This window comes from Haloferax prahovense DSM 18310, from assembly GCF_000336815.1.
Lineage (GTDB): Archaea > Halobacteriota > Halobacteria > Halobacteriales > Haloferacaceae > Haloferax > Haloferax prahovense.
The window spans coordinates 72,516-90,743 of sequence record NZ_AOLG01000012.1 but is presented as its reverse complement, the minus strand read 5'-3'; the positions used below and the strand labels follow the sequence as shown (position 1 = coordinate 90,743).

Sequence of the window (18,228 nt, the reverse complement as noted above, 5' to 3'; positions counted from 1 at the left end):
CGCGCGCTGGCGTTCGAAACGCACACCAAACGGCATTTGAGTACCGGGCCGCTAGCGAGGGTAATGAAACGACGAACGTATCTCCGCGCCGCGGGGGCGGGCGCGGCGCTCGGTCTCGCTGGCTGTCTCGGCGGCGGCGACGCCAATCCGAACGTCTCGCTGTCGAAGCCCGACCGCGAGAACGACGTGTCCAGTGAGGACCTCCCCTACCCGGCGTGGGGCCAGCAGGTTCCCGACGTGACGCTCTCGGACCCCATCGCGGGGGCCGAGGTGTCCGTGCGCAACATCGACGTGCCGCACTTCCACACGTACTTTTTCACCAACTGCATGACCGTCTGTCCGGTCCTCATCAGCGCGCTCCGCGAGGTCCAGATTCACTCGGTCAGCGAGGGCTACGCCGACGAGGTGTCGTTCTACCCCATCACGTTCGACCCCGCCCGCGACGACGCCGACGCCTTCCGCGCGGAGGCCGACCAGATGAACGTGGACATGGACGCGGGCAACTGGCACTTCCTCCGGCCCGCCGACGAGTCCGAGGCGAAGTCGGTCGTCGAAGACCAGTTCGGCGTCTTCTTCCAGAAGAACGAGCCGAACGACGAGGGCAACTACATGTTCACCCACCTCGGACTCGTCTCGCTCGTCAACGGCGACGGCTACGTCGAGCGGACCTACCGCGGCAACCAACCGGACGAACAGACGCTCATCGACGACCTCACCGCGCTCCGGGAGGCATGACGAGTCGGCGTCGGTTTCTCGCGGCGAGCGGGACCGTCGCAACCGCCGGGCTCTCCGGCTGTCTCGCCGAACTCGGTCGACTCTACACGTCGAACGAACCGCCGGTCGTCTCGAACCGCCCCGACGAGGTGTACGTCCCGACCCACACCGAGGGGATGCGCATGGTCGGGAGCGCGGACGCCGGCGGCCTCCGGGTGGGGGTCTTCTACAGCTATCCGCACCGGTTCTGGGTGATGTCCGACGAGGGCGACGGCTTCGGCACGTCGAAAATCTCGGTCGAGGCCGGCGACGACGTACATCTCATGGCCGCCGTCTGGGACGCCGAGACGGGCGTCGTCGTCCCCGATACCGGTCTCTCGCTCGAAATCGCCCGCGACGGCGACCTCGTGAGCGAGGAGGTCGTCTACGCGATGCTCTCCCAGCGGATGGGCTTTCACTACGGCTCGAACTTCGGCCTCGACGGCGACGGGACCTACGAGGTGACGGTGGACGTGGGCGCGCCCTCGCTGCGCCTGTTCGGCGACCTCGACGGGCGGTTCGACTCCCCCGCGACCGCGACGCTCGACTTCGAGTACAGCGCCCGCGACCGCGACGACATCCAGTACACGATGCTCGACGACCAGCAGGGCGACCCCGGCGCGGTCAAGCCGATGGAGATGGACGGGCTTCCGCTCGGCCGCGCCCCTGAGACGCTTCCGGGGACGGCGCTCGGGTCGGCGACGACGGGCAGTCTCCGACTCGTCGGCACCGTCCTCGACGCCGACCGTTTCGGCGACGACCCGTATCTGGCCGTCTCCCCGCAGACGCCCTACAACCGCCTTCTCGTCCCGCGACTGGGGCTCACCGGGACCGTCGCGTCCGGCGGGTCGACCCGCTTCGACGGTCGACTCGAACCCGGCCTCGACGCCGACCTCGGCTTCCACTACGGCGCGACGGTTCCGGGGCTCGCCGGCGACGACGCGACCGCGGACCTCGCGGTGGACGTGCCGCCGCAGGTCGCCCGCCACGAGGGATACGAGACGGCCTTTCTCGAATTCGACCCCGTCCGCCTCGGGTAACGGCAACCGAGTCGAACAAGGACAGGGCTATTTTCGTCCGGACCGACCGACCCCGTATGGACTCGACGCGCCGCGAACGAGCGACACTCGCCCTCGCCGTCTGGGGCGTCCTCGTCTCGCAGGTGCTCCTCTACCCGGGCGTCTCCGACCTCGTGACCGCACTCGGCGGCGGACAGGGGGAGTACGACCTCTCGGCCGGGATGCTGTTTCTCGTCGCGGAGTTCGCCTCGTTCGTCGCCTTCTCCAGCGTCTGGGGCGCGCTCTCGGACGCCCTCGGTCGGCGGACGTGGCTCATCGTCGCGGGCGCGGTCGGCGGCGCGGCCAGCTACGTCGCGCTCCTCGCGCTCGCTACGCTCCCGTGGCTCGACGCGACGTTCGGAGCAGTTCTCGCAGTCCGCTTCGTCGGCGGCGCGATGACAATCGGGGCGTTCTCGCTGTCGATTACGATGCTCGCGGACCTCTCGGGGGGCAACGGACGGAACATGGGCGCGGCGGGCATCGCCATCGGTCTCGGTGCGGCGCTCGGCTCGGTCGTCGGCGGCCAACTCACTACCATCGACCCGCTCGCGCCGCTGTACGCGTCCGCCGCGTCGCTCACCGCCGTCGCGCTGCTCGTCACGACCGTCACCGACCGGACGCCCGATTCGACCCGCGTGGGCGTCGGCGTCGTCCTCAAGAAACTGGCCGCGCGCCCGGCGTTCGCGGTCCCCTATGCCTTCGGCTTCATCGACCGCATGACGGCCGGCTTCTTCGCCCTCGTCGGAGTGTACTACTTCCGCGAGGTGTTCGGCGTGAGCGCCGCCGTCGCGGGCGGGGTGCTGGCGCTCTTTTTCGTCCCCTTCGCGCTCCTGCAGTACCCCCTCGGGTCGCTGTCCGACCGCGTCGGCCGGTTCGTCCCCGTCGTCGCGGGGTCGATGCTCTACGGGGTGGCCATCATCGCCGTCGGGCTCGCACCGGTCTTCGAACTCGCGGCCGGCCTGATGGTCGTCGTCGGCGTCTTCGGCGCGCTCGTCGCGCCCGCGACGATGGCGCTCGTGACCGACCTCGCCGAGTCGGGCGAGCGCGGGGCGGCCCTCGGCGGGTTCAACGTCTTCGGGAGCCTCGGCTTCCTCGCCGGCTTCCTCGTCGGGGGCGTCGTCGCCGACGTGGTCGGCTACCTCCCGTCGTTCCTCGTCGTCGGCTTCGCCGAGGTTGCCATCGCGCTCGTCGCGCTCCGGGCGGTGAAGCGGCTCGACGGCATCGACGCGACTCAGACCCCGTCGAGCGCCGACTGAAGTTCTGCGTTCACGACGAGCCACATCCCGCGGAGGCAGACGACGACGGCGAGGCCGACGCCCGCGAGGACGAACGCCAAGAACAGGCCGACGAAGACGCCGCCGCCCCGCGGGTCGGGGACGGTCGCCGCGAACTCGCCGAGTTGGACGGCGAACGCGACGATGCCGGCGACGAGAAACGCGAGCATCAGTTCGAGGAGCCGCCAGAACGTCTCGATTCGCAGGCCGCCGCGGCCGGTGAGAAGGAGGGCGATTCGCCGCGACGCGGCCAGAAGCGAGACGGCCGTCAGCAGGAGCGTCGCGGCGGCCGCGAGCCCGAAGCCGACGTCGGCCAGCGGTAGCGACGACGCGAGCGGCGAGACGAGCGTCAGCGCGACGCCGAGGAGGACGCCGGCCGCGAAGAGCGACTCGACGCCGAGAATCGCCGTCTCCGGCTCGTCGCGGGCGATTCGAGCGAGTGTCCGGTACACAACCGACGCTCTCGGCGGGCGCTGAAGGCTGTTTCCCTTGGACCTAGTCGTGCCCGGAGACGCGGACCGGCTGGTAGGGTTCTTCGAGGTAGTCGATGTCGGAGCCCGAGAGCTTGATGTCGAGGGCCTCGACCGCGTCTTCGAGGTGTTCGATACTGCTCGTGCCGACGATGGGCGCGTCGACCCAGTCCTTGTGGAGCACCCACGAGAGCGCGAGTTGCGCCATCTTGACGCCCTTCTCGTCGGCGAGTTCCTCGACGCGCTCGTTCACCTCGCGGCCGCCGCCCTCGAAGTACGGGTGGCCCTTGGCGTGCTCGTCGGTCCGACCGCGGGTCGTCGCCTCGAACTCCTCGTGGGGGCGGGTGAGGTAGCCGCGGGCGAGCGGCGACCACGGCATGACGCCGACGCCCTGCTTCTCGCAGAGGGGGAGCATCTCGCGTTCCTCCTCGCGGTAGAGCAGGTTGTAGTGGTTCTGCATCGTGGCGAAGCGGTCCAACCCGAGCGAGTCGGCGGTGTACTGCGCCTCGGCGAACTGGTGGGCCCACATCGACGACGCGCCGACGTAGCGCGTCTTCCCGCGGCGGACCGCGTCGTCGAGCGCGCGCATCGTCGTCTCGATGGGCGTGTCGTCGTCGTAGCGGTGAATCTGCAGCAGGTCGAGGCTGTCCATCCCGAGGCGTTCCAGCGAGTTGTCGAGTTCCTGCTCGATGGCCTTCCGCGAGAGACCGCCGGAGTTCGGGTCGTCCTCGTCCATCTGGAAGTACACCTTCGAGGCGACGACGGCCTCGTCTCGGCGGCCCTCCAGCGCCTTCCCGAGGACGCGCTCGGACTCCCCGTTCGAGTACATGTTCGCGGTGTCGAAGAAGTTGATACCGAGTTCGATGGCGCGGTCGACCAGTTCGAGGCCCGCCTCCTCCTCTAAGACCCACTCGCGCCACTCCGGGGTGCCGAAGCTCATACAGCCGAGACAGATGCGGGAGACCTCCATGCCGGTGTCTCCGAGCGTCGTGTACTCCATGCCGAAACATCCCCGCGAGTCGGCAAAAAGATGGACCAAGCGGTAGCCGCGGTGGGGGACGCCCCCTTCTCGTCCGGTCGTCGACTCACGAGATTCAGGTAAAACGGCCGTTTCTCGGGGTTTGAAACCGTCTCTCTCGATTTATGCCGCTGCGAGTCGTATCATTCATCCGAGGCGTTGCCTCGGTGATTCCGATGTTCACAACGAAACAACTGGTCGCGGTCCTCCTGAGCCTCCTCGTGGTGGGGTCGCTCGCGGGCGTCGCGGCCGCACAGCAAGGCCCGGCGGCCGGCGGGGCCGTCGTCGTCGGCGAAGGCGAGACCGTCGACGGCGACCTCGACGCGGTCGGCGGCACGGTCGTCATCGCCGGGACGGTGACCGGCGACGTGTCGGCGACCGCCGGGACCGTCCTCCTGACTGAGACCGGAACCGTCGACGGGAACCTCGACGGCGTCGCGGGCTCCGCGACCCTCGAAGGGACCGTCGGCGGCGACGTGAGCCTCGCGGGCGGCGCGGTGTTCGTCCGCGACACCGCCGACATCGGCGGGTCGTTAGACGCCGCCGGCGGCACCGTCCAGCTCGACGGCGCGGTCGCCGGTAACGTCCGCGTCGGGGCCGACGAGTTCGCTGTCGGCCCGACCGCTCGGGTCGGCGGCTCGCTCGAATACGACGCGGCGACCGCCAGCATCGACTCCGCGGCCGTCGTCGACGGCGGCGTGCGACAGGTCGACGACCTCGTGGTCGCCAGTCCCGTCGTCGCCGGCGCGCCGTTCCAGTTCGGCCAGTTCGAAGCCCCGGTCATCCCCGGCTGGGTGGTCTCGGGCTACTGGCTGCTCGCCAACTTCGTCCTCGGCGCGATTATCGTCCTCGTCGCTCCCGACTTCGCCCGCCGCGTGACGGGCCTCGGGACGAAGAAGGCCGTGCGGAGCGGCGGCGTCGGCCTCCTCGCCATCGTCGCGATACCCATCGTCCTGCTGCTCCTGCTGTTGACCATCGTGGGCATCCCGCTCTCGCTGGCCGGCGGGGTCGGCTTCCTGCTCGCCCTCTGGGTCGCGGGCATCTACGGGGCGCTCGTCCTCGGGACGTGGCTCCTGTCGCTCGCGGACTACGACAACCGCTGGGCCGCGCTGTTCGCCGGCCTGTTCGTCCTCGCCGTCCTCGACTTCGTCCCCCTGGGGGGCGTCCTCGAGTTCGTCGTCCTCCTCGTGGGTCTCGGCGCGTTCGCGCTGGCGCTCCGCGGGGAGTCCGGCGACGACGGTGACGAGGGCGTGAGCGCCCCCGGTGAGGGCCCCCAAGAAGGCTCGCCGATGGCCTGACGGCTCGGCCGCCCCTGCCCAACCCGGACGAACAATTATTATGGTCTGTTCTGTCTGTCGAGCCATGGCAGTCGAGTACGAGACCGAGTCGGAATCGTTCGAGTGGGACATCCCCGAGGACTACAACATCCCCGCGGTCATCGAATCGCACGCCGACGCCTTCGGCGACCGCGTCGCCCTGAAGTTCCGCGACGCCGACGGCGGCCGCGAGGAGCGGACCTACGGCGACCTCCGGGACGACATGAACCGCTTCGCCAACGCGCTCGAATCCATGGGCGTTGGGAAGGGTGACCGGCTCATCCACTTGCTTCCCCGCGACCCCGACGTGTTCGCCGTCCAGCTCGGCGCGCTCAAGCGCGGCGCGCTGCTCGTTCCCAGCTCCTCGATGCTCAAGCCCAAGGACATCGCGTTCCGCGCGAACGACTGCGAGGCGACGACCGCCGTCGTCCACGAGTCGCTCGTCGGCATGGTCGACGAGGTGCGCGACGAGACGCCGCTTTCGAACTTCGTCGTCCTCGGCGGCGACGCCGACGGCTGGACCTCGTTTTCTGACCTCGTCTCCGACGAGTCCGCCGACCACGACGGCCCCGACCTCCGGGCCGAAGACCCGATGTCCATCAACTACACGTCGGGGACGACCGGCCAGCCCAAGCCGGTCCGCCACCGCCACCGCTGGATGCGCTGTTTCGAACTCGTCAACGCCCCCTACTGGTGGGGCGTCACAGCCGACGACGACCTCTCCGACGAACTGCTCTGGGCGACGACCGGAACCGGCTGGGCCAAGTGGTTCTGGAGCCCGGTCGGCGTCGGGCTGACGACCGGCGCGACCCAGTTCGTCTACCGCGGCGACTTCGAACCGGACACGTTCCTCGACATCATGGAAGAAGAGGGCGTCACCCGTCTCTGTGCCGTCCCGACCCAGTACCGGATGTTCGCCCAGCGCGACCTCGGCTCGTACGACCTCCGACTGAAAGAGGCGCTGTCGGCGGGCGAACCGCTCAACCGCGAACCCATCGAGGCGTTCCGCGAGGCGTTCGGCGTCATCCCGAGAGACGGCTACGGCCAGACCGAGACGGTCGCGCTCCTCACGAACTACCCCGGCATCGACGTGAAACCCGGCAGCATGGGCAAGCCGACGCCCGGCCTCGGCACGACCATCATCGATGAGAACGAGGCGGAGGTCGGCGTCGACGAAATCGGCGAAATCGCCGTCCCGGTCGGCTGTCCCGGTATCTTCGACGGCTACTACGAGAAGCCGAATCTCGACGAGAAGACGTTCTCGGGCGACTACTACCGGACCGGCGACCTCGCCTCCCGTGACGAGGACGGCTACTTCTTCTTCGAGGGCCGCGCCGACGACATCATCATCTCGGCGGGCTACCGCATCGGCCCCTTCGAGGTCGAAGACGCGCTCGTCTCCCACGAGGCGGTCGCCGAGGCCGCCGCGGTCGCCAGCCCCCACGAGGAGCGCGGGAGTATCGTCAAGGCGTTCGTCGTCCTCATCGACGGCTACGAGGGCTCCGACGACCTCGTCGACGAACTCCAAGCGTTCATGAAAGAACAGACGGCCCCGTACAAGTACCCGCGCGAAATCGAGTTCGTCGCGGAACTGCCGAAGACCTCCTCGGGGAAGATTCGCCGCATCGAACTGCGCTCGCAGGAACGGGACTGAGCCGCGTCCACCGGGAACCCATTTCCCCTTTGTCACCTTTCTTTAGGCGTCGTCGCTTGGTGACGCCCATGTACATCGCGGACCAGACGTGGCCCGAACTCGGCGACTACGTGGCCGAATCGTCGCTCGCGGTCGTGCCGCTCGGCTCGACGGAACAGCACGGCCCGCACCTCCCGCTCGCCACAGACCACCTCATCGCGGAGGCGTTGGCCCGCGAGGCGGCCGACCGGACCGGCTACCTCTGCACGCCGACCGTCAACGTGGGCGTCAGCCCGCACCACCGCCAGTTCCACGGGACCATGTGGGTGGACGCGCCGCAGTTCCGCGACTACGTGGAGTCGATGACGCGGAACCTCGCGTACCACGGCGTCGACCGGGTCGTGTTCGTCAACGCCCACGGCGGCAACGTCCAGCACCTCCGGGAGGTCGGTCGCCGCCTCCGCGACGACGGCACCATGTACGCCATCGAGTGGATGTGGGACGAGTCGATTCCGGACCTGGTGACGGACCTGTTCGACCACCCCGGCCCCCACGGCGGGCCGAAGGAGACCTCGATGATTATGCACATCGCCCGCGACCTCGTCCGCGAGGGCGAACTCGAAGCCGCCCGCGACGACGGCGTCGTGGACCTGGGCGACGAGCACCTCCGCGAACACGGCGCGCGGACCTTCTACGACGCCGTCGAGAACTCCGAAAACGGCGTCTTCGGCGACCAGACCGACGCGTCGCCGGCGGCCGGCGAGGAACTGTTCGAGGCCGCGACGGACCAGCTCGTCCGCCTGCTGTCGTGGCTCGACGACCAGCCGATTGAGGACCTGCTCGCGCCCGCGCACGTCGACCCGCAACCGGGCTCGCGTCGCTGACCCATCGACTGGCCGACACGCTCTTTTCTCCGCCGCCGAAGGGACGCCTATGACCGTCTGGGTCCTCGGCGACCAACTCGACCCGTCGGCCGCGCCGCTCCAGTCCGACGACCGCGTGCTGATGATAGAGGCGCACGGCTTCGGCGACCGACTGCCGTACCACCCCCAGAAGCTCGCGCTCGTCTTCTCGGCGATGCGGCACTTCCGCGACGACCTCCGCGAGCGCGGCTCCGAGGTGACCTACGTCGAAGCCGAGACGTTCGGCGAGGGGCTCGACCGCTACTTCGACGCCGCGCCCGGCGACGACCTCGTCGTGATGGACCCGCCGAGCCACGGGGCGGGCGAGCGGCTTCGGGAACTCGTCGCCGCCCGCGGCGGGTCGCTCACCCTCGTCGAGAACGACCTGTTTCTCACGACGCCGGCCGACTTCGACGACTGGGCCGGCGACGCCGACACCTACCGACAGGAACACTGGTACCGGCACGCCCGCCGGGAGACGGGCGTCTTGATGGACGGCGACGACCCCGCCGGCGGCGAGTGGAACTACGACGACCACAATCGAGAGACGCCGCCGGAGGGGTGGACGCCGCCTGAAGCACCGCGGTTCGAACCGGACGAGACGACACGGGAGGTCATCGAGTTCGTCCGCGAGCGCTACCCGGACGCGTGGGGGTCGCCAGAACCGTTCGTCTGGCCGGTGACGCGCGAGGCGGCGAGACAGGCGCTGTCGCACTTCGTCGAGGTCCGCCTCCCCGAGTTTGGCCCGTATCAGGACGCGATGGTCGACGGCGAGTGGGCGCTCTGTCACTCCCTGCTGTCGGCGGCCATCAACCTCGGCCTGCTCCACCCGCGCGAGGCGGTCGAAGCCGTCGAGGAGGCCTACGAGGCGGGCGACGCCCCGATCAACAGCGCCGAGGGGTTCGTGCGGCAGGTTCTCGGCTGGCGGGAGTTCGTGCGGCACGTCTACCGGCGGTCGATGCCCGAGTTGGCCGCGGCGAACCAACTCGACCAGACCGAATCGCTCCCGGAGGCGTACTGGACCGCCGAGACGGACATGCGCTGTCTCTCGGAGGCCGTGGGCCACGTCCGCGACCGCGGCTACGCCCACCACATCGAGCGCCTGATGGTGCTTTCGAACTTCGCGCTCGTCTACGGCGTCGACCCGGCGGAACTCGACCGCTGGTTCCACCTCGGTTTCGTCGACGCGTACCACTGGGTGACGACCCCGAACGTGGTCGCCATGGGGTCGTTCGCCACCGACGTGCTCTCATCGAAGCCCTACGCCTCCTCGGGGAACTACGTGAACGAGATGTCAGACTACTGCTCGTCGTGTCCCTACGCGGTGTCGAAGACGACCGGCGAGAACGCCTGCCCGTTCAACGCGCTCTACTGGGATTTCCTGAAGGAGAACGAAGAACGCCTCCGGGGAACGGGTCGGATGGGACTCATGTACTCTCACGTCGACCGGAAGGACGACGAGGAGTGGGACGCCATCCGGGCGCGGGCCGACGAGATTCGGCGGATGGGCCGGGCGGGGACGCTCTGAGAGAGTGCAAGGAGCGGCCACGACCCGCCCGAGACCGGCGACCGCGGGGCGCGAGCGCCGCGGCTCGACGGGTGATAATGCAGAACGCTGTTCGCTGTCGAGTCGCCGTCGGCCGGAACGCGCCGGACTCAGAGTCGCGTGACGTTGACCGCTCGCGGGCCCTTGTCGGCCTGCTCGATGTCGAACTCCACTTCTTGGCCCTCTTCGAGGTCGGGGCCGCCGATGTCCTCCATGTGGAAGAACACGTCGTCGTCGTGGTCTTCGGTCTCGATGAAGCCGTAGCCGCCGGAGGACTTGAAGAATGCAACCTTACCTTTCGCCATTGCGTGTCGAAATGCACCGCTATCGGCCATAAGGATTCCGCCGATTGCTACCACTGACCGTGGTACTGTTTACTATCCTTCGAGTCAGTCGTCGCGCGGCTCTCGGCCGAGCGTGTGGAACTCCTCGTTCGGCCGCATGTCGGCGAACATCGCCATGCGGTTGCTGAGGTTGAAGAAGGCCGTGACCGCGCCGATATCCCAGACCGCCTCCTCGGAGAAGCCGGCGTCGCGGAGTCGCTGGAGGTCGTCCTCGCCGACCTCGGCGGGCGACTCAGTGAGTTTCACCGCCACGTCGAGCATCGTCTTGTGCTTCTCGGGGATGTCGGCGGTGCGGTAGTTGGCGACCAGTTGGTCCGCGAGCAGCGGGTCTTTCGCGTAGATGCGGACCAGCGCGCCGTGGGCGACGTTGCAGTAGTAACAGTGGTTGACGCCGGAGACGGCCACGATTATCATCTCGACCTCGTGGCGTTCGAGGTCGGTGTCCTCGACGAGGGCGTCGTGGTACTCGAAAAAGGGCCGGAAGTGCGAGGGCTTGTACGCGAACGCGGCGAAGACGTTCGGGGTGAAACCGGCGCGCTCGGTCTCGTCGTCGATGCGCTCGCGCAGGTCGTCCGGGAGGTCGTCGCGGTCGGGCACCGGGAAGCGGCGCATGGCGTCGTCGTCCATGCGTCTCCGCTCTCCCGGGCGGACCTTAACGATTCCTCAGGTTCGCGGGGCGCTCGACGCCTCGCGTTCGGGGTCGCTCAGAGCGCGACCGAGAGGTACGCCGCCGCGGCCACGGCGAACACGCCGACGGCGAACAGGCCGTAGTTGGCGACGGTGTTGTCCGCGGTCCACAACGAGAGCGTGAACTTCCGGGACGAAAGCGGCCACAGGGGGCGGATGCCGTCCGGCGTGAGCACGTCGGCCAGAAGGTGCGCGAGGATGGTGAGCGCGCCCACGGCGAAGCCGAACGCGCCGAGCGCCGTCGCCGCGGCCTCGGGTTGGCCGGCGTTGCTGGCGAGGAGGTACGCGCCGCCGCCGCCGACGCCGCCGACGAGGGCCGCAAAGAGGACCGTGTGGGTCGGCCCGCGGTGGGAGATGCCGGGGACGCGCATGTCGTAGTCGGGGAGCATCGCCAGCCAGCACATCGCCGCGCCGGCGACGAAGGCGAGTTCCGGGCGGCCGGCCTGCACGAGCGCGAAGCCGACCGGGGCGAACACGAGGAGCGAGACGCCCCAGTGACCGAATCGGTACATCTGGTGTGCCCTCGCGCCCGCGGCGAACAAAACCTTTCGGCCTCCGCGACCGTCAGCGGAGCAATCGTTATCCCCGGTGGCCGCGATTTCCGTCGCATGAGCCAACACCTCTCGTCGTTTCTCTCGGGCCTGTCGGCGCTTGAGGTGACGGCCCTCGTGCTTCTCATCTCGGTCGGCGGCGCGTTCGTCATGGAGAAGGTGGTCATCCGCCTCCTGTTTCAGTACACCAGCCGAACCGAGACCTCGCTCGACAACATCGTCGTCCAAGAGCTTCGGTGGCCTATCGTCGTCACCGTCTCGTTGACCGGTATCTTCCTGTTCTCCAGGGCCCCCGCGGTCGCCGAGGCGCTCGTCGTCGACTCGGCGACGCTCAACGACTTCTTCGGCCTGCCGTCGCTGTCTGTCGGCATCGTCGTCTGGGCGTGGGCGCTCAACCGCCTCGTCAACCGCCTCGTCGAGGCGGTCAAGGACAAGGGCAGTCGCTACGACTTCGCGCCCGTCTTTTCGAACGTCTGGACCATCGTCGTCTCGGTCGGTACCGTCGGCGCGCTGCTGTACATCTGGGGCATCGAAATCACGCCGCTTTTCGCCGGCGCGGGCATCGCCGGCATCGCCGTCGGCTTCGCCGCCAAGGACACCGTCGCCAACTTCTTCGGCGGCATCGCGCTGTACTTCGACGACACCTACAAAATCGGCGACTACGTCGTCCTCGACTCCGGCGAGGCGGGCACCGTCGTCAAGGTCGGCATCCGCTCGACCACGCTTCTCACCCGCGACGAACTGCTCGTGACGGTGCCGAACTCGGTGCTCAACGCCGCGAAAATCATCAACGAGTCCGCGCCGAACCGCCGCCGCCGGCTGAAGGTCCCGGTCGGCGTCGCCTACGGAACCGACGTGGACGAGTTCGAGGAGTTGCTGACCGAACTCGCGCTCGACGAGCCGCTTGTCCTCGACGCGCCGCGTCCGCGGCCGCGGTTCCGCCGGTTCGGCCCCGACGCGCTGGAGTACGAACTCGTCTGTTGGGTCAACAGCCCGCTCAAGCGCGGGAAGGCGACGCACAACCTCAACCGCGAGATATACAAGCGCCTGAACGACGCGGGCATCGGGATTCCGTTCCCCCAGCGAGACGTTCACGTCCACTCGACGGACACCGAAGCGACCCGGCAGTCGCCCGCGGCCGGACTCTCGAACGGTGGGGTCCGGCAACCGGCTCGCACCCCCGACATGGCGAGCGAGGGCACGGCCGACGAAGTCGCGGACGCGGACGCGGAAGCGACGACGGACGAAGACGACAGCGCCGACGACGAGTGAGCGCCCGGAGCCGTCCGCCGCGCCCGCCGGGAGCACCCGCGATGACCGCCCGCCGGGAACGTTAACCGCAGCGCGGCCGTGGCTTGGATATGCTCCAACTCGGTCCCGTGGACGGACTCATCGAGACGTTCGGTCCCTTCGCCATTCCGGCCTTGCTGTTCGTCGCCGGGTTCGTCGGCTACCTCGTGCTCGTCGCGCTCGGGCGGACCGGGCGCGACGAGACCTGAGCCTGCTCCTCGACGACGAGACTACTCCTCGACGGCGATAGTTCCTGTCATGCCGGCGGCTTCGTGAGGCACGCAGTAGTACGCGTGCTTGCCGACCATCTCGAAGGTGTGGACGGAGGACTGGACCGCGCCCTTGCCCTCGCTCCATCCGGTCTCGGCCGCGGTCGAATTCTCGGTCGACTGGCCGTTACAGCCCGCGAATCCCGCGGTAGCGACTGCGAGTTAAAAAATTGTCAGGGCGGCTCAGTCGGCCGTCGCCGACTCGTCGCCGCGGAAGCGGTCCAGCGCCGACTCGAAGTCGCCGTCGTCTTCGACGGTGTCTTCCCACTCTTCGAGGCCGCGCTCGGCGCGGGTCCCCGAGATGGTGTTGTCGAAGAAGAAGGCGATGAGGCCGCCGACGGCCATCCCGGTCGAGCCGATGACGAAGACCGTGTCGGCGACGAGTTGGGTCCCGAGGACGGGGCCCACGAGCGCGACCTGCCGCATCCCCTCGCGGAACGCCGCCGCGCTCTCGACGTTGCCCATGTAGGCGGGGACGGCGAGGCCGGCGAACATGGCGACGCCGACGATGAACACGTTACGGGAGGAGTCGAGGTCGACGTACTTCAGGTTCGAGAGGCCGACGGCGACGATTTGGCCGAACATGGCGACGTAGAGGCCGCCGACGATGGGGTCGGGAATCGTCGCGATGAGCTGTCCGAAGTAGCCGACGAAGCCCATGACGAGCATCACGACTGCGCCGACCTGTACGACGTAGCGGGAGGCAACGCCCGTGAGGCCGATAGCGCCGATGTTCTCGGAGTAAGAGGTCGAACCGCTGCCGCCCATGACGGCCGAGAAGACGTTCATCACGCCCTCCATGCCGATGCCGTGGTTGATGCGGCGCTCCGAGGGCGCGCCGACGCCCGAGAGCCGGGCGACGGCGTGGTAGTCACCGAAGGACTCGACCATCGAGGCCGCGACGCCCGCGAGCATTCCGATGATGAAGGAGGTCGTGAACTGCGGGATGCCGAAGGCGACCGAGCCCACGACGGGGAGCGCGACCGTCGTCGTCCCCGCGCCGCCCGCGAAGCCCCACTGCAAGGGGTAGATGGTCATGAGCGCCGGGGCCTCGACGACCGTCTGGAGGTTCACGTAGCCCGCCGCGCCGGGGGCGATGACGCCCGCGACCGAGAGGCCGGCGGCGACGACGTACGAGACGATGACGCCGAGCAGCACCGGGAACAGCTTGAACGCCGGGTGCGCGGTGTCGAGGTACTGCGAGAACAGGACGATGAGCGCGAGCGTCAGGCCGAGGAGCCACCAGTTGTTAGTCGCCGACGCGACCTGCGGGGCGTTGAAAAGCGACAGCCCGATGAGCGCGATGGTCGGCGCGATGACGACCGGCGAGATGAACTTCCGGAGGCGTCCGAGCAGGCCGAAGTAGCCGACGAACACCTCGACGACGGCCGCGACGATAATCGCACCCTGCAGTTGCAAGAGGGCGCTCTGCCATGCGATGCCCGATTGGTCGGCCGCCGTCGCCACGCCGATGACGGCGAGCGCCGGCGCGAGCATCGAAAACGGTGCCCCTTGCACGATGGGGTAGCGGTTCCCGAACGTCGTCTGCATCAACGTCGCGATGCCGGAGACGACGAAGAACGTCCCGACGAACCGCGGCACCACGTCGGCGGGCATGCCGAGGGCTCCGGCGAGGATGAGGGGGACGGCGATGTTCGCGCCCACCATGGTGAGGTAGTGTTGGGCGCCGAGAAGGAGAGCGGTCGGAAGGGGTGGTTTGTCGTCGATACCGTACTGCACGAACGAGGAGGGAGAGGAGTCGTCCGTCACGACCATCCCCCCGTGTGTGGTGGTTCGCTCCCGAGCATGGTTGTCCGAGGATTTTGTTCAGACTATATATGTCCTGCTTTTCGCGCGCGTTCGGGGGGTAACGACTTTGTTTCACCGGTTTCATTCGTGACGCGTGACCGACCGACACGGACGTTCGAAGACGGGGAACCGCGACCGGTGGCTGTTCGGTTGGGCGCTGGGCTATGCCGCGGTGGGCGCGTCGTCGCTCGTCGTCCCGCTGTACGCCATCGAACTGGGAGCGAACGCGCTGTTCGTCGGCCTCATCGCCGCGACCGCCGCCTTCGCCGGCGCGCCGGGCGCGGTGCTCTGGGGCCGGCTGGCCGCCCGCGCGAAGCGCAGGCGACCGTTCATCCTCGTCGCGCTCGTGGCGACCGCCGGCGCGCTCTTCCTCACGGCCACCGTGTCGTCGCCGGCCGCGGTCCTCGTCGCCAACGCCCTGTTGTGGTTCGTCGTCGCCGCGGCCGCGCCGGTGTTGAACCTCATCGTCGTCGAGGGCGTCCCGTCGAAGGACTGGGACCGCCGCTTCGGCGTCCTCAACCACTATCAGGGGTACGGCTGGCTCGGCGGCCTCGTCGTCGGCGCGGTCTGGTCGGCGCTGGCCCCGCGCCTGTTCGGTCTCGACGCGCTCGCGGTCCAGCGGCGGTTCCTCGTCGCGGCCGCGGTCGCCGCCGCGCTCGGTGCCGTCCTCGTCCGCGTCTGGTACCCCGAACGCTCGACGCTGTCGGCGCGGCGGTTCGCCCGTGTGTCGGCCAGTATCCGCCGACAGAGCGGCCTCGTCGGGCGTTCGGTCCGCGCGGTCCCGTACGGTCCCTCGCGGCTCTACTGGGCGCTCCAGAGCCTCGACCTCGACGACCTCCGGGCGCGGATGAGTCCCGAACTCCTCCGGTACCTCGCGGCCGCGACGCTGTTTTTCGTCGGCTTCTCGGTCTTCTTCGGGCCGCTGCCCGCGTACCTCGTCGGCTCCGGCCGGTCCGCCGACGAGGTGTTCGCTCTGTTCGTCCTGTCGAGTCTCGGGTCGGCGGTGAGCTACGCGAAGGTCGGCGCGTTCGCGGCGCGACACGACCCCCGTCACCTCCAGGCCGGCGCGCTGGCGACCCGCGGACTCGCCTTCCCGGCGGTCGCCGTCGTCGGCACGCAGTTCGCGGCGCTCGCCGCGCTCGTCACCCTCGGCGCGACGTTCCTCGTCATCGGCGTCACGTGGGCGGTCATCGCGGTGACGGCGACCGGGATGGTGACGCGACTCGCGCCCGACCGGATTCGCGGGGAGGCCCTCGGCGCGTACACGGCGCTTTCGAGCCTCGGCGGCGGGGTCGGCTCGGCGCTCGGCGGGTTCGTCGCCGACGCCGCCGGCTACGTCGCCGCGTTCGGCCTCGCGGGCGTCGTCGTGGGTTGTGCGCTCGTCGTGGTGGTACTCACCGGCGGGCGGGGCGTCGCGGCGGGAGAGCAGTCGCTCGCCGATTAGGTTCTCGAAAACGAGAGCGGGGCCGGTCGCAGAACGTCCCTACTCGATGGCGTGCACCGGCGAAATCCAGACGACGAGGTCGCCGTCGCGCTTGATGACGCCCTCGATGGAGTCGTCTTTTTCGAGCGGCGGGTCCTCCACGTCGTCCATCGAGACGCGCACGACTTGGTACACCTCGTCGACGAGCCAGCCGGTCGCGGCCTCGTCTTCGAACTTGTTGGGGTCGAAGATGACGATGCGCTTCGACTCGCCCTCGTCGTCGATGCTGAGAAGCGACTTCGGGTTGATGATTGACGTGGTCCGCCCGCGGAGGTCCATCACGCCCTCGACGTAGTCCGGCGCGTTCGGAACCGCCGTGAGCTGGCCCTTGTCGACGATTTCGCTCACGTACTCGATATCGACGCAGTACGTCTCCGGGCCGAGTTGGAATTCCAGCACCTGTACTTCTTCGGCGGAGTCCTCCGCGTCGGTCTCGTCCGCGCTCATCTCGGTCGTGATTGCATCTTGTCGCATGGTCATCCCCGGCGGCGACATCCGCCGCCACCTGTCTGCTTCAGAGTGGTGAGATTCAGCGTATAAAGATACGTACCCGATTATCAGCCGTGATTATCCTCGCCGAGTGTTTATATACCCGATTTCCGAACCTCGGAGGTAGATGAGCGGTCAACGAAACGGCACACTAACGAATCCACCGAGCCCTCGGCGGGGGGGCCACTCGGCGTCGTCGAGTTCCCGCCGACCCGGAACCGCCGGGTGGGGACGATGAGCGCGTCCGCCGGCGCGGAGCCGACTCGCGCGGTCGTCGTCGACGACTCGCGGTTCATGCGGACGCTGATTCGCACGCTCCTCGAAGACGCCGACGTCGAGGTCGTCGCCGAGGCGGCCGACGGCCGCGAGGCGATTTCGGTGGTCGAGGCGAACCGACCGGACGTCGTGACGATGGACATCGAGATGCCCGAGATGAACGGACTCGACGCGGTCGAGGCCATCATGGAGGAGTGTCCGACGCCCGTCCTCATGCTCTCGGCGCACGCCGAGGAGGACGCCGATGTGACGTTCGAGGCGCTCGACCGGGGGGCGGTCGACTTCGTGACGAAGCCGGGCGGCGAGGTCACCTCCGAGATGCCCCGCGTCAAGCGGGAACTGGTCGAGAAGATTCAGTCCGCCGCGGCGGTCGACCTCTCGGCGACGCGCCGGGGCTCCCGGCCGCCGAAGACGGAGCCGAAGTCGACGGCGACCGCGGGGTCGAAACCGGCGTCTTCGGGGGCGACCGGGTCGCTGCCGACCGAGGGCTCGACGCTGATTATCGGCGCGTCCACGGGCGGGCCGAACGTCGTCGAGCGGTTGCTCGCGGCGCTCCCCGAGGAGGCGGGCCTCCGCGTGCTGGTCGTCCAGCACATGCCGGCCGGCTTCACGAAGCGCTTTGCGGCGCGGCTCGACGGCCGCTGTGACTACGAGGTCCAAGAGGCGAGCGACGGCGAGCGAATCGGTCCCGGGCAGATTCGCATCGCACCCGGCGGTTCCCACCTCCTCGTGACCGGCGACCGGGCCGGACGTCTCCGGCTCGAACTCTCCGACGACGAGCCGCTCCACGGCGTCAAGCCGGCTATCGACCTCACGATGGCGTCGGCCGCCGAGGCGGTCGACGCGCCGCTGGCCGGCGTGCTCCTCACCGGCATGGGCCGCGACGGCGTCGAGGGGATGACCCGAATCAAGCGGGCGGGCGGCCACACGGTCGCACAAGACGAATCGACCTCCGCGATCTTCGGAATGCCGAAGCGGGCCATCGAGGCCGGCTGTGTCGACACCGTCTCGGCCGACGGGCGAATCGCAGACGAAGCACTCCGCGGGCTCACTACCTGAC

18 protein-coding genes and 1 pseudogene are annotated in these 18,228 nt (G+C 68.8%); 11 read left to right on the top strand and 8 right to left on the bottom strand.

Features of this window, described 5'->3' with window-relative positions; all coding sequences use genetic code 11:
- Positions 1-63: 63 nt before the first annotated feature.
- The 3 genes from C457_RS06360 to C457_RS06350 are packed head-to-tail and all read left to right on the top strand — an operon-like array spanning position 64 to position 3,067.
- A complete protein-coding gene (locus C457_RS06360; protein WP_008092955.1) occupies positions 64-735 on the top strand; it encodes an SCO family protein in 672 nt (223 codons plus the stop codon).
- On the top strand, positions 732-1,793 hold the full coding sequence (locus C457_RS06355) for an iron transporter (RefSeq protein WP_008092953.1): 1,062 nt from the start codon (positions 732-734) through the stop codon (positions 1,791-1,793). The genes C457_RS06360 and C457_RS06355 overlap by 4 nt, the downstream gene beginning before the upstream one ends.
- Positions 1,794-1,849: 56 nt before the next feature.
- A complete protein-coding gene (locus tag C457_RS06350; RefSeq protein WP_008092951.1) occupies positions 1,850-3,067 on the top strand; it encodes an MFS transporter in 1,218 nt (405 codons plus the stop codon).
- On the opposite strand, the gene C457_RS06345 is transcribed toward C457_RS06350, so the two are convergent.
- Together C457_RS06345 and C457_RS06340 are read right to left on the bottom strand one after the other, a co-directional pair.
- Positions 3,043-3,537, bottom strand: coding sequence for a hypothetical protein (locus C457_RS06345; RefSeq protein WP_008092949.1), 495 nt, complete (start codon positions 3,535-3,537; stop codon positions 3,043-3,045). The genes C457_RS06350 and C457_RS06345 overlap by 25 nt on opposite strands.
- Positions 3,538-3,580: 43 nt before the next feature.
- Positions 3,581-4,555 (bottom strand): aldo/keto reductase, encoded by a 975-nt coding sequence (locus tag C457_RS06340; RefSeq protein ID WP_008092948.1) that lies wholly within the window; start codon positions 4,553-4,555, stop codon positions 3,581-3,583.
- A 194-nt stretch (positions 4,556-4,749) separates the two neighbouring features.
- Between C457_RS06340 and C457_RS06335 the strand changes: the two genes are divergently transcribed.
- The 4 genes from C457_RS06335 (at position 4,750) to C457_RS06320 (ending at position 9,952) form a co-directional block, all read left to right on the top strand.
- Positions 4,750-5,871: a bactofilin family protein gene (locus C457_RS06335; RefSeq protein ID WP_008092946.1), complete on the top strand. Its 1,122-nt coding sequence runs from the start codon at positions 4,750-4,752 to the stop codon at positions 5,869-5,871.
- Between the two features lie 64 nt (positions 5,872-5,935).
- Complete coding sequence (locus tag C457_RS06330) at positions 5,936-7,543, top strand: acyl-CoA synthetase (RefSeq protein WP_008092944.1); 1,608 nt, start codon at positions 5,936-5,938, stop codon at positions 7,541-7,543.
- Positions 7,544-7,611: 68 nt separating this feature from the next.
- Positions 7,612-8,406: a creatininase family protein gene (locus C457_RS06325; RefSeq protein ID WP_008092943.1), complete on the top strand. Its 795-nt coding sequence runs from the start codon at positions 7,612-7,614 to the stop codon at positions 8,404-8,406.
- Between the two features lie 49 nt (positions 8,407-8,455).
- Positions 8,456-9,952, top strand: a complete 1,497-nt coding sequence (locus C457_RS06320; protein ID WP_008092941.1) for a cryptochrome/photolyase family protein — start codon at positions 8,456-8,458, stop codon at positions 9,950-9,952.
- 128 nt (positions 9,953-10,080) lie between these two features.
- On the opposite strand, the gene C457_RS06315 is transcribed toward C457_RS06320, so the two are convergent.
- The 3 genes from C457_RS06315 to C457_RS06305 form a co-directional block, all read right to left on the bottom strand.
- Positions 10,081-10,275, bottom strand: a complete 195-nt coding sequence (locus C457_RS06315) for a cold-shock protein (RefSeq protein WP_004967996.1) — start codon at positions 10,273-10,275, stop codon at positions 10,081-10,083.
- 84 nt (positions 10,276-10,359) lie between these two features.
- A complete protein-coding gene (locus tag C457_RS06310; protein WP_008092937.1) occupies positions 10,360-10,941 on the bottom strand; it encodes a peroxidase-related enzyme in 582 nt (193 codons plus the stop codon).
- A 77-nt stretch (positions 10,942-11,018) separates the two neighbouring features.
- Entirely contained in the window at positions 11,019-11,513 is a 495-nt protein-coding gene (locus C457_RS06305; RefSeq protein WP_008092936.1) for a metal-dependent hydrolase, read from the bottom strand.
- Between the two features lie 96 nt (positions 11,514-11,609).
- Between C457_RS06305 and C457_RS06300 the strand changes: the two genes are divergently transcribed.
- Both C457_RS06300 and C457_RS20575 read left to right on the top strand, forming a co-directional pair.
- The gene (locus C457_RS06300) at positions 11,610-12,824 is read left to right on the top strand and encodes a mechanosensitive ion channel family protein (RefSeq protein ID WP_008092935.1); all 1,215 of its coding nucleotides are present in this window, start codon (positions 11,610-11,612) and stop codon (positions 12,822-12,824) included.
- Between the two features lie 89 nt (positions 12,825-12,913).
- Complete coding sequence (locus C457_RS20575; RefSeq protein WP_008092934.1) at positions 12,914-13,051, top strand: hypothetical protein; 138 nt, start codon at positions 12,914-12,916, stop codon at positions 13,049-13,051.
- A 21-nt stretch (positions 13,052-13,072) separates the two neighbouring features.
- Here C457_RS20575 and C457_RS20860 read toward each other — a convergent pair.
- Positions 13,073-13,225 (bottom strand): annotated as a pseudogene (locus C457_RS20860) (plastocyanin/azurin family copper-binding protein); the annotation flags it as partial.
- A gap of 69 nt (positions 13,226-13,294) precedes the next feature.
- On the bottom strand, positions 13,295-14,887 hold the full coding sequence (locus tag C457_RS06295; RefSeq protein ID WP_008092933.1) for a uracil-xanthine permease family protein: 1,593 nt from the start codon (positions 14,885-14,887) through the stop codon (positions 13,295-13,297).
- Between the two features lie 127 nt (positions 14,888-15,014).
- On the opposite strand from C457_RS06295, the gene C457_RS06290 reads away from it, so the two are divergent.
- Positions 15,015-16,364, top strand: coding sequence for an MFS transporter (locus C457_RS06290; protein ID WP_008092932.1), 1,350 nt, complete (start codon positions 15,015-15,017; stop codon positions 16,362-16,364).
- 39 nt (positions 16,365-16,403) lie between these two features.
- Here the strand turns inward: C457_RS06290 and C457_RS06285 are convergent, their stop codons facing one another.
- Positions 16,404-16,877, bottom strand: a complete 474-nt coding sequence (locus C457_RS06285; RefSeq protein ID WP_042662095.1) for a chemotaxis protein CheW — start codon at positions 16,875-16,877, stop codon at positions 16,404-16,406.
- Between the two features lie 249 nt (positions 16,878-17,126).
- On the opposite strand from C457_RS06285, the gene C457_RS06280 reads away from it, so the two are divergent.
- Positions 17,127-18,227 carry a protein-glutamate methylesterase/protein-glutamine glutaminase gene (locus C457_RS06280; RefSeq protein WP_049913431.1) on the top strand — a complete coding sequence of 367 codons (1,101 nt, stop codon included), beginning with the start codon at positions 17,127-17,129 and terminating at the stop codon, positions 18,225-18,227.
- The last annotated feature ends 1 nt before the right edge of the window (position 18,228 follow it).

Coding starts and splice junctions, on each gene's coding strand:
- C457_RS20575 (WP_008092934.1), top strand. CDS start 12,914: ATGCTCCAACTCGGTCCCGTGGACGGACTCATCGAGACGTTCGGTCCC.
- C457_RS06355 (WP_008092953.1), top strand. CDS start 732: ATGACGAGTCGGCGTCGGTTTCTCGCGGCGAGCGGGACCGTCGCAACC.
- C457_RS06320 (WP_008092941.1), top strand. CDS start 8,456: ATGACCGTCTGGGTCCTCGGCGACCAACTCGACCCGTCGGCCGCGCCG.
- C457_RS06360 (WP_008092955.1), top strand. CDS start 64: ATGAAACGACGAACGTATCTCCGCGCCGCGGGGGCGGGCGCGGCGCTC.
- C457_RS06315 (WP_004967996.1), bottom strand. CDS start 10,275: ATGGCGAAAGGTAAGGTTGCATTCTTCAAGTCCTCCGGCGGCTACGGC.
- C457_RS06295 (WP_008092933.1), bottom strand. CDS start 14,887: ATGGTCGTGACGGACGACTCCTCTCCCTCCTCGTTCGTGCAGTACGGT.
- C457_RS06340 (WP_008092948.1), bottom strand. CDS start 4,555: ATGGAGTACACGACGCTCGGAGACACCGGCATGGAGGTCTCCCGCATC.
- C457_RS06300 (WP_008092935.1), top strand. CDS start 11,610: ATGAGCCAACACCTCTCGTCGTTTCTCTCGGGCCTGTCGGCGCTTGAG.
- C457_RS06335 (WP_008092946.1), top strand. CDS start 4,750: ATGTTCACAACGAAACAACTGGTCGCGGTCCTCCTGAGCCTCCTCGTG.
- C457_RS06285 (WP_042662095.1), bottom strand. CDS start 16,877: ATGCGACAAGATGCAATCACGACCGAGATGAGCGCGGACGAGACCGAC.
- C457_RS06325 (WP_008092943.1), top strand. CDS start 7,612: ATGTACATCGCGGACCAGACGTGGCCCGAACTCGGCGACTACGTGGCC.
- C457_RS06310 (WP_008092937.1), bottom strand. CDS start 10,941: ATGGACGACGACGCCATGCGCCGCTTCCCGGTGCCCGACCGCGACGAC.
- C457_RS06305 (WP_008092936.1), bottom strand. CDS start 11,513: ATGTACCGATTCGGTCACTGGGGCGTCTCGCTCCTCGTGTTCGCCCCG.
- C457_RS06350 (WP_008092951.1), top strand. CDS start 1,850: ATGGACTCGACGCGCCGCGAACGAGCGACACTCGCCCTCGCCGTCTGG.
- C457_RS06280 (WP_049913431.1), top strand. CDS start 17,127: ATGAGCGCGTCCGCCGGCGCGGAGCCGACTCGCGCGGTCGTCGTCGAC.
- C457_RS06330 (WP_008092944.1), top strand. CDS start 5,936: ATGGCAGTCGAGTACGAGACCGAGTCGGAATCGTTCGAGTGGGACATC.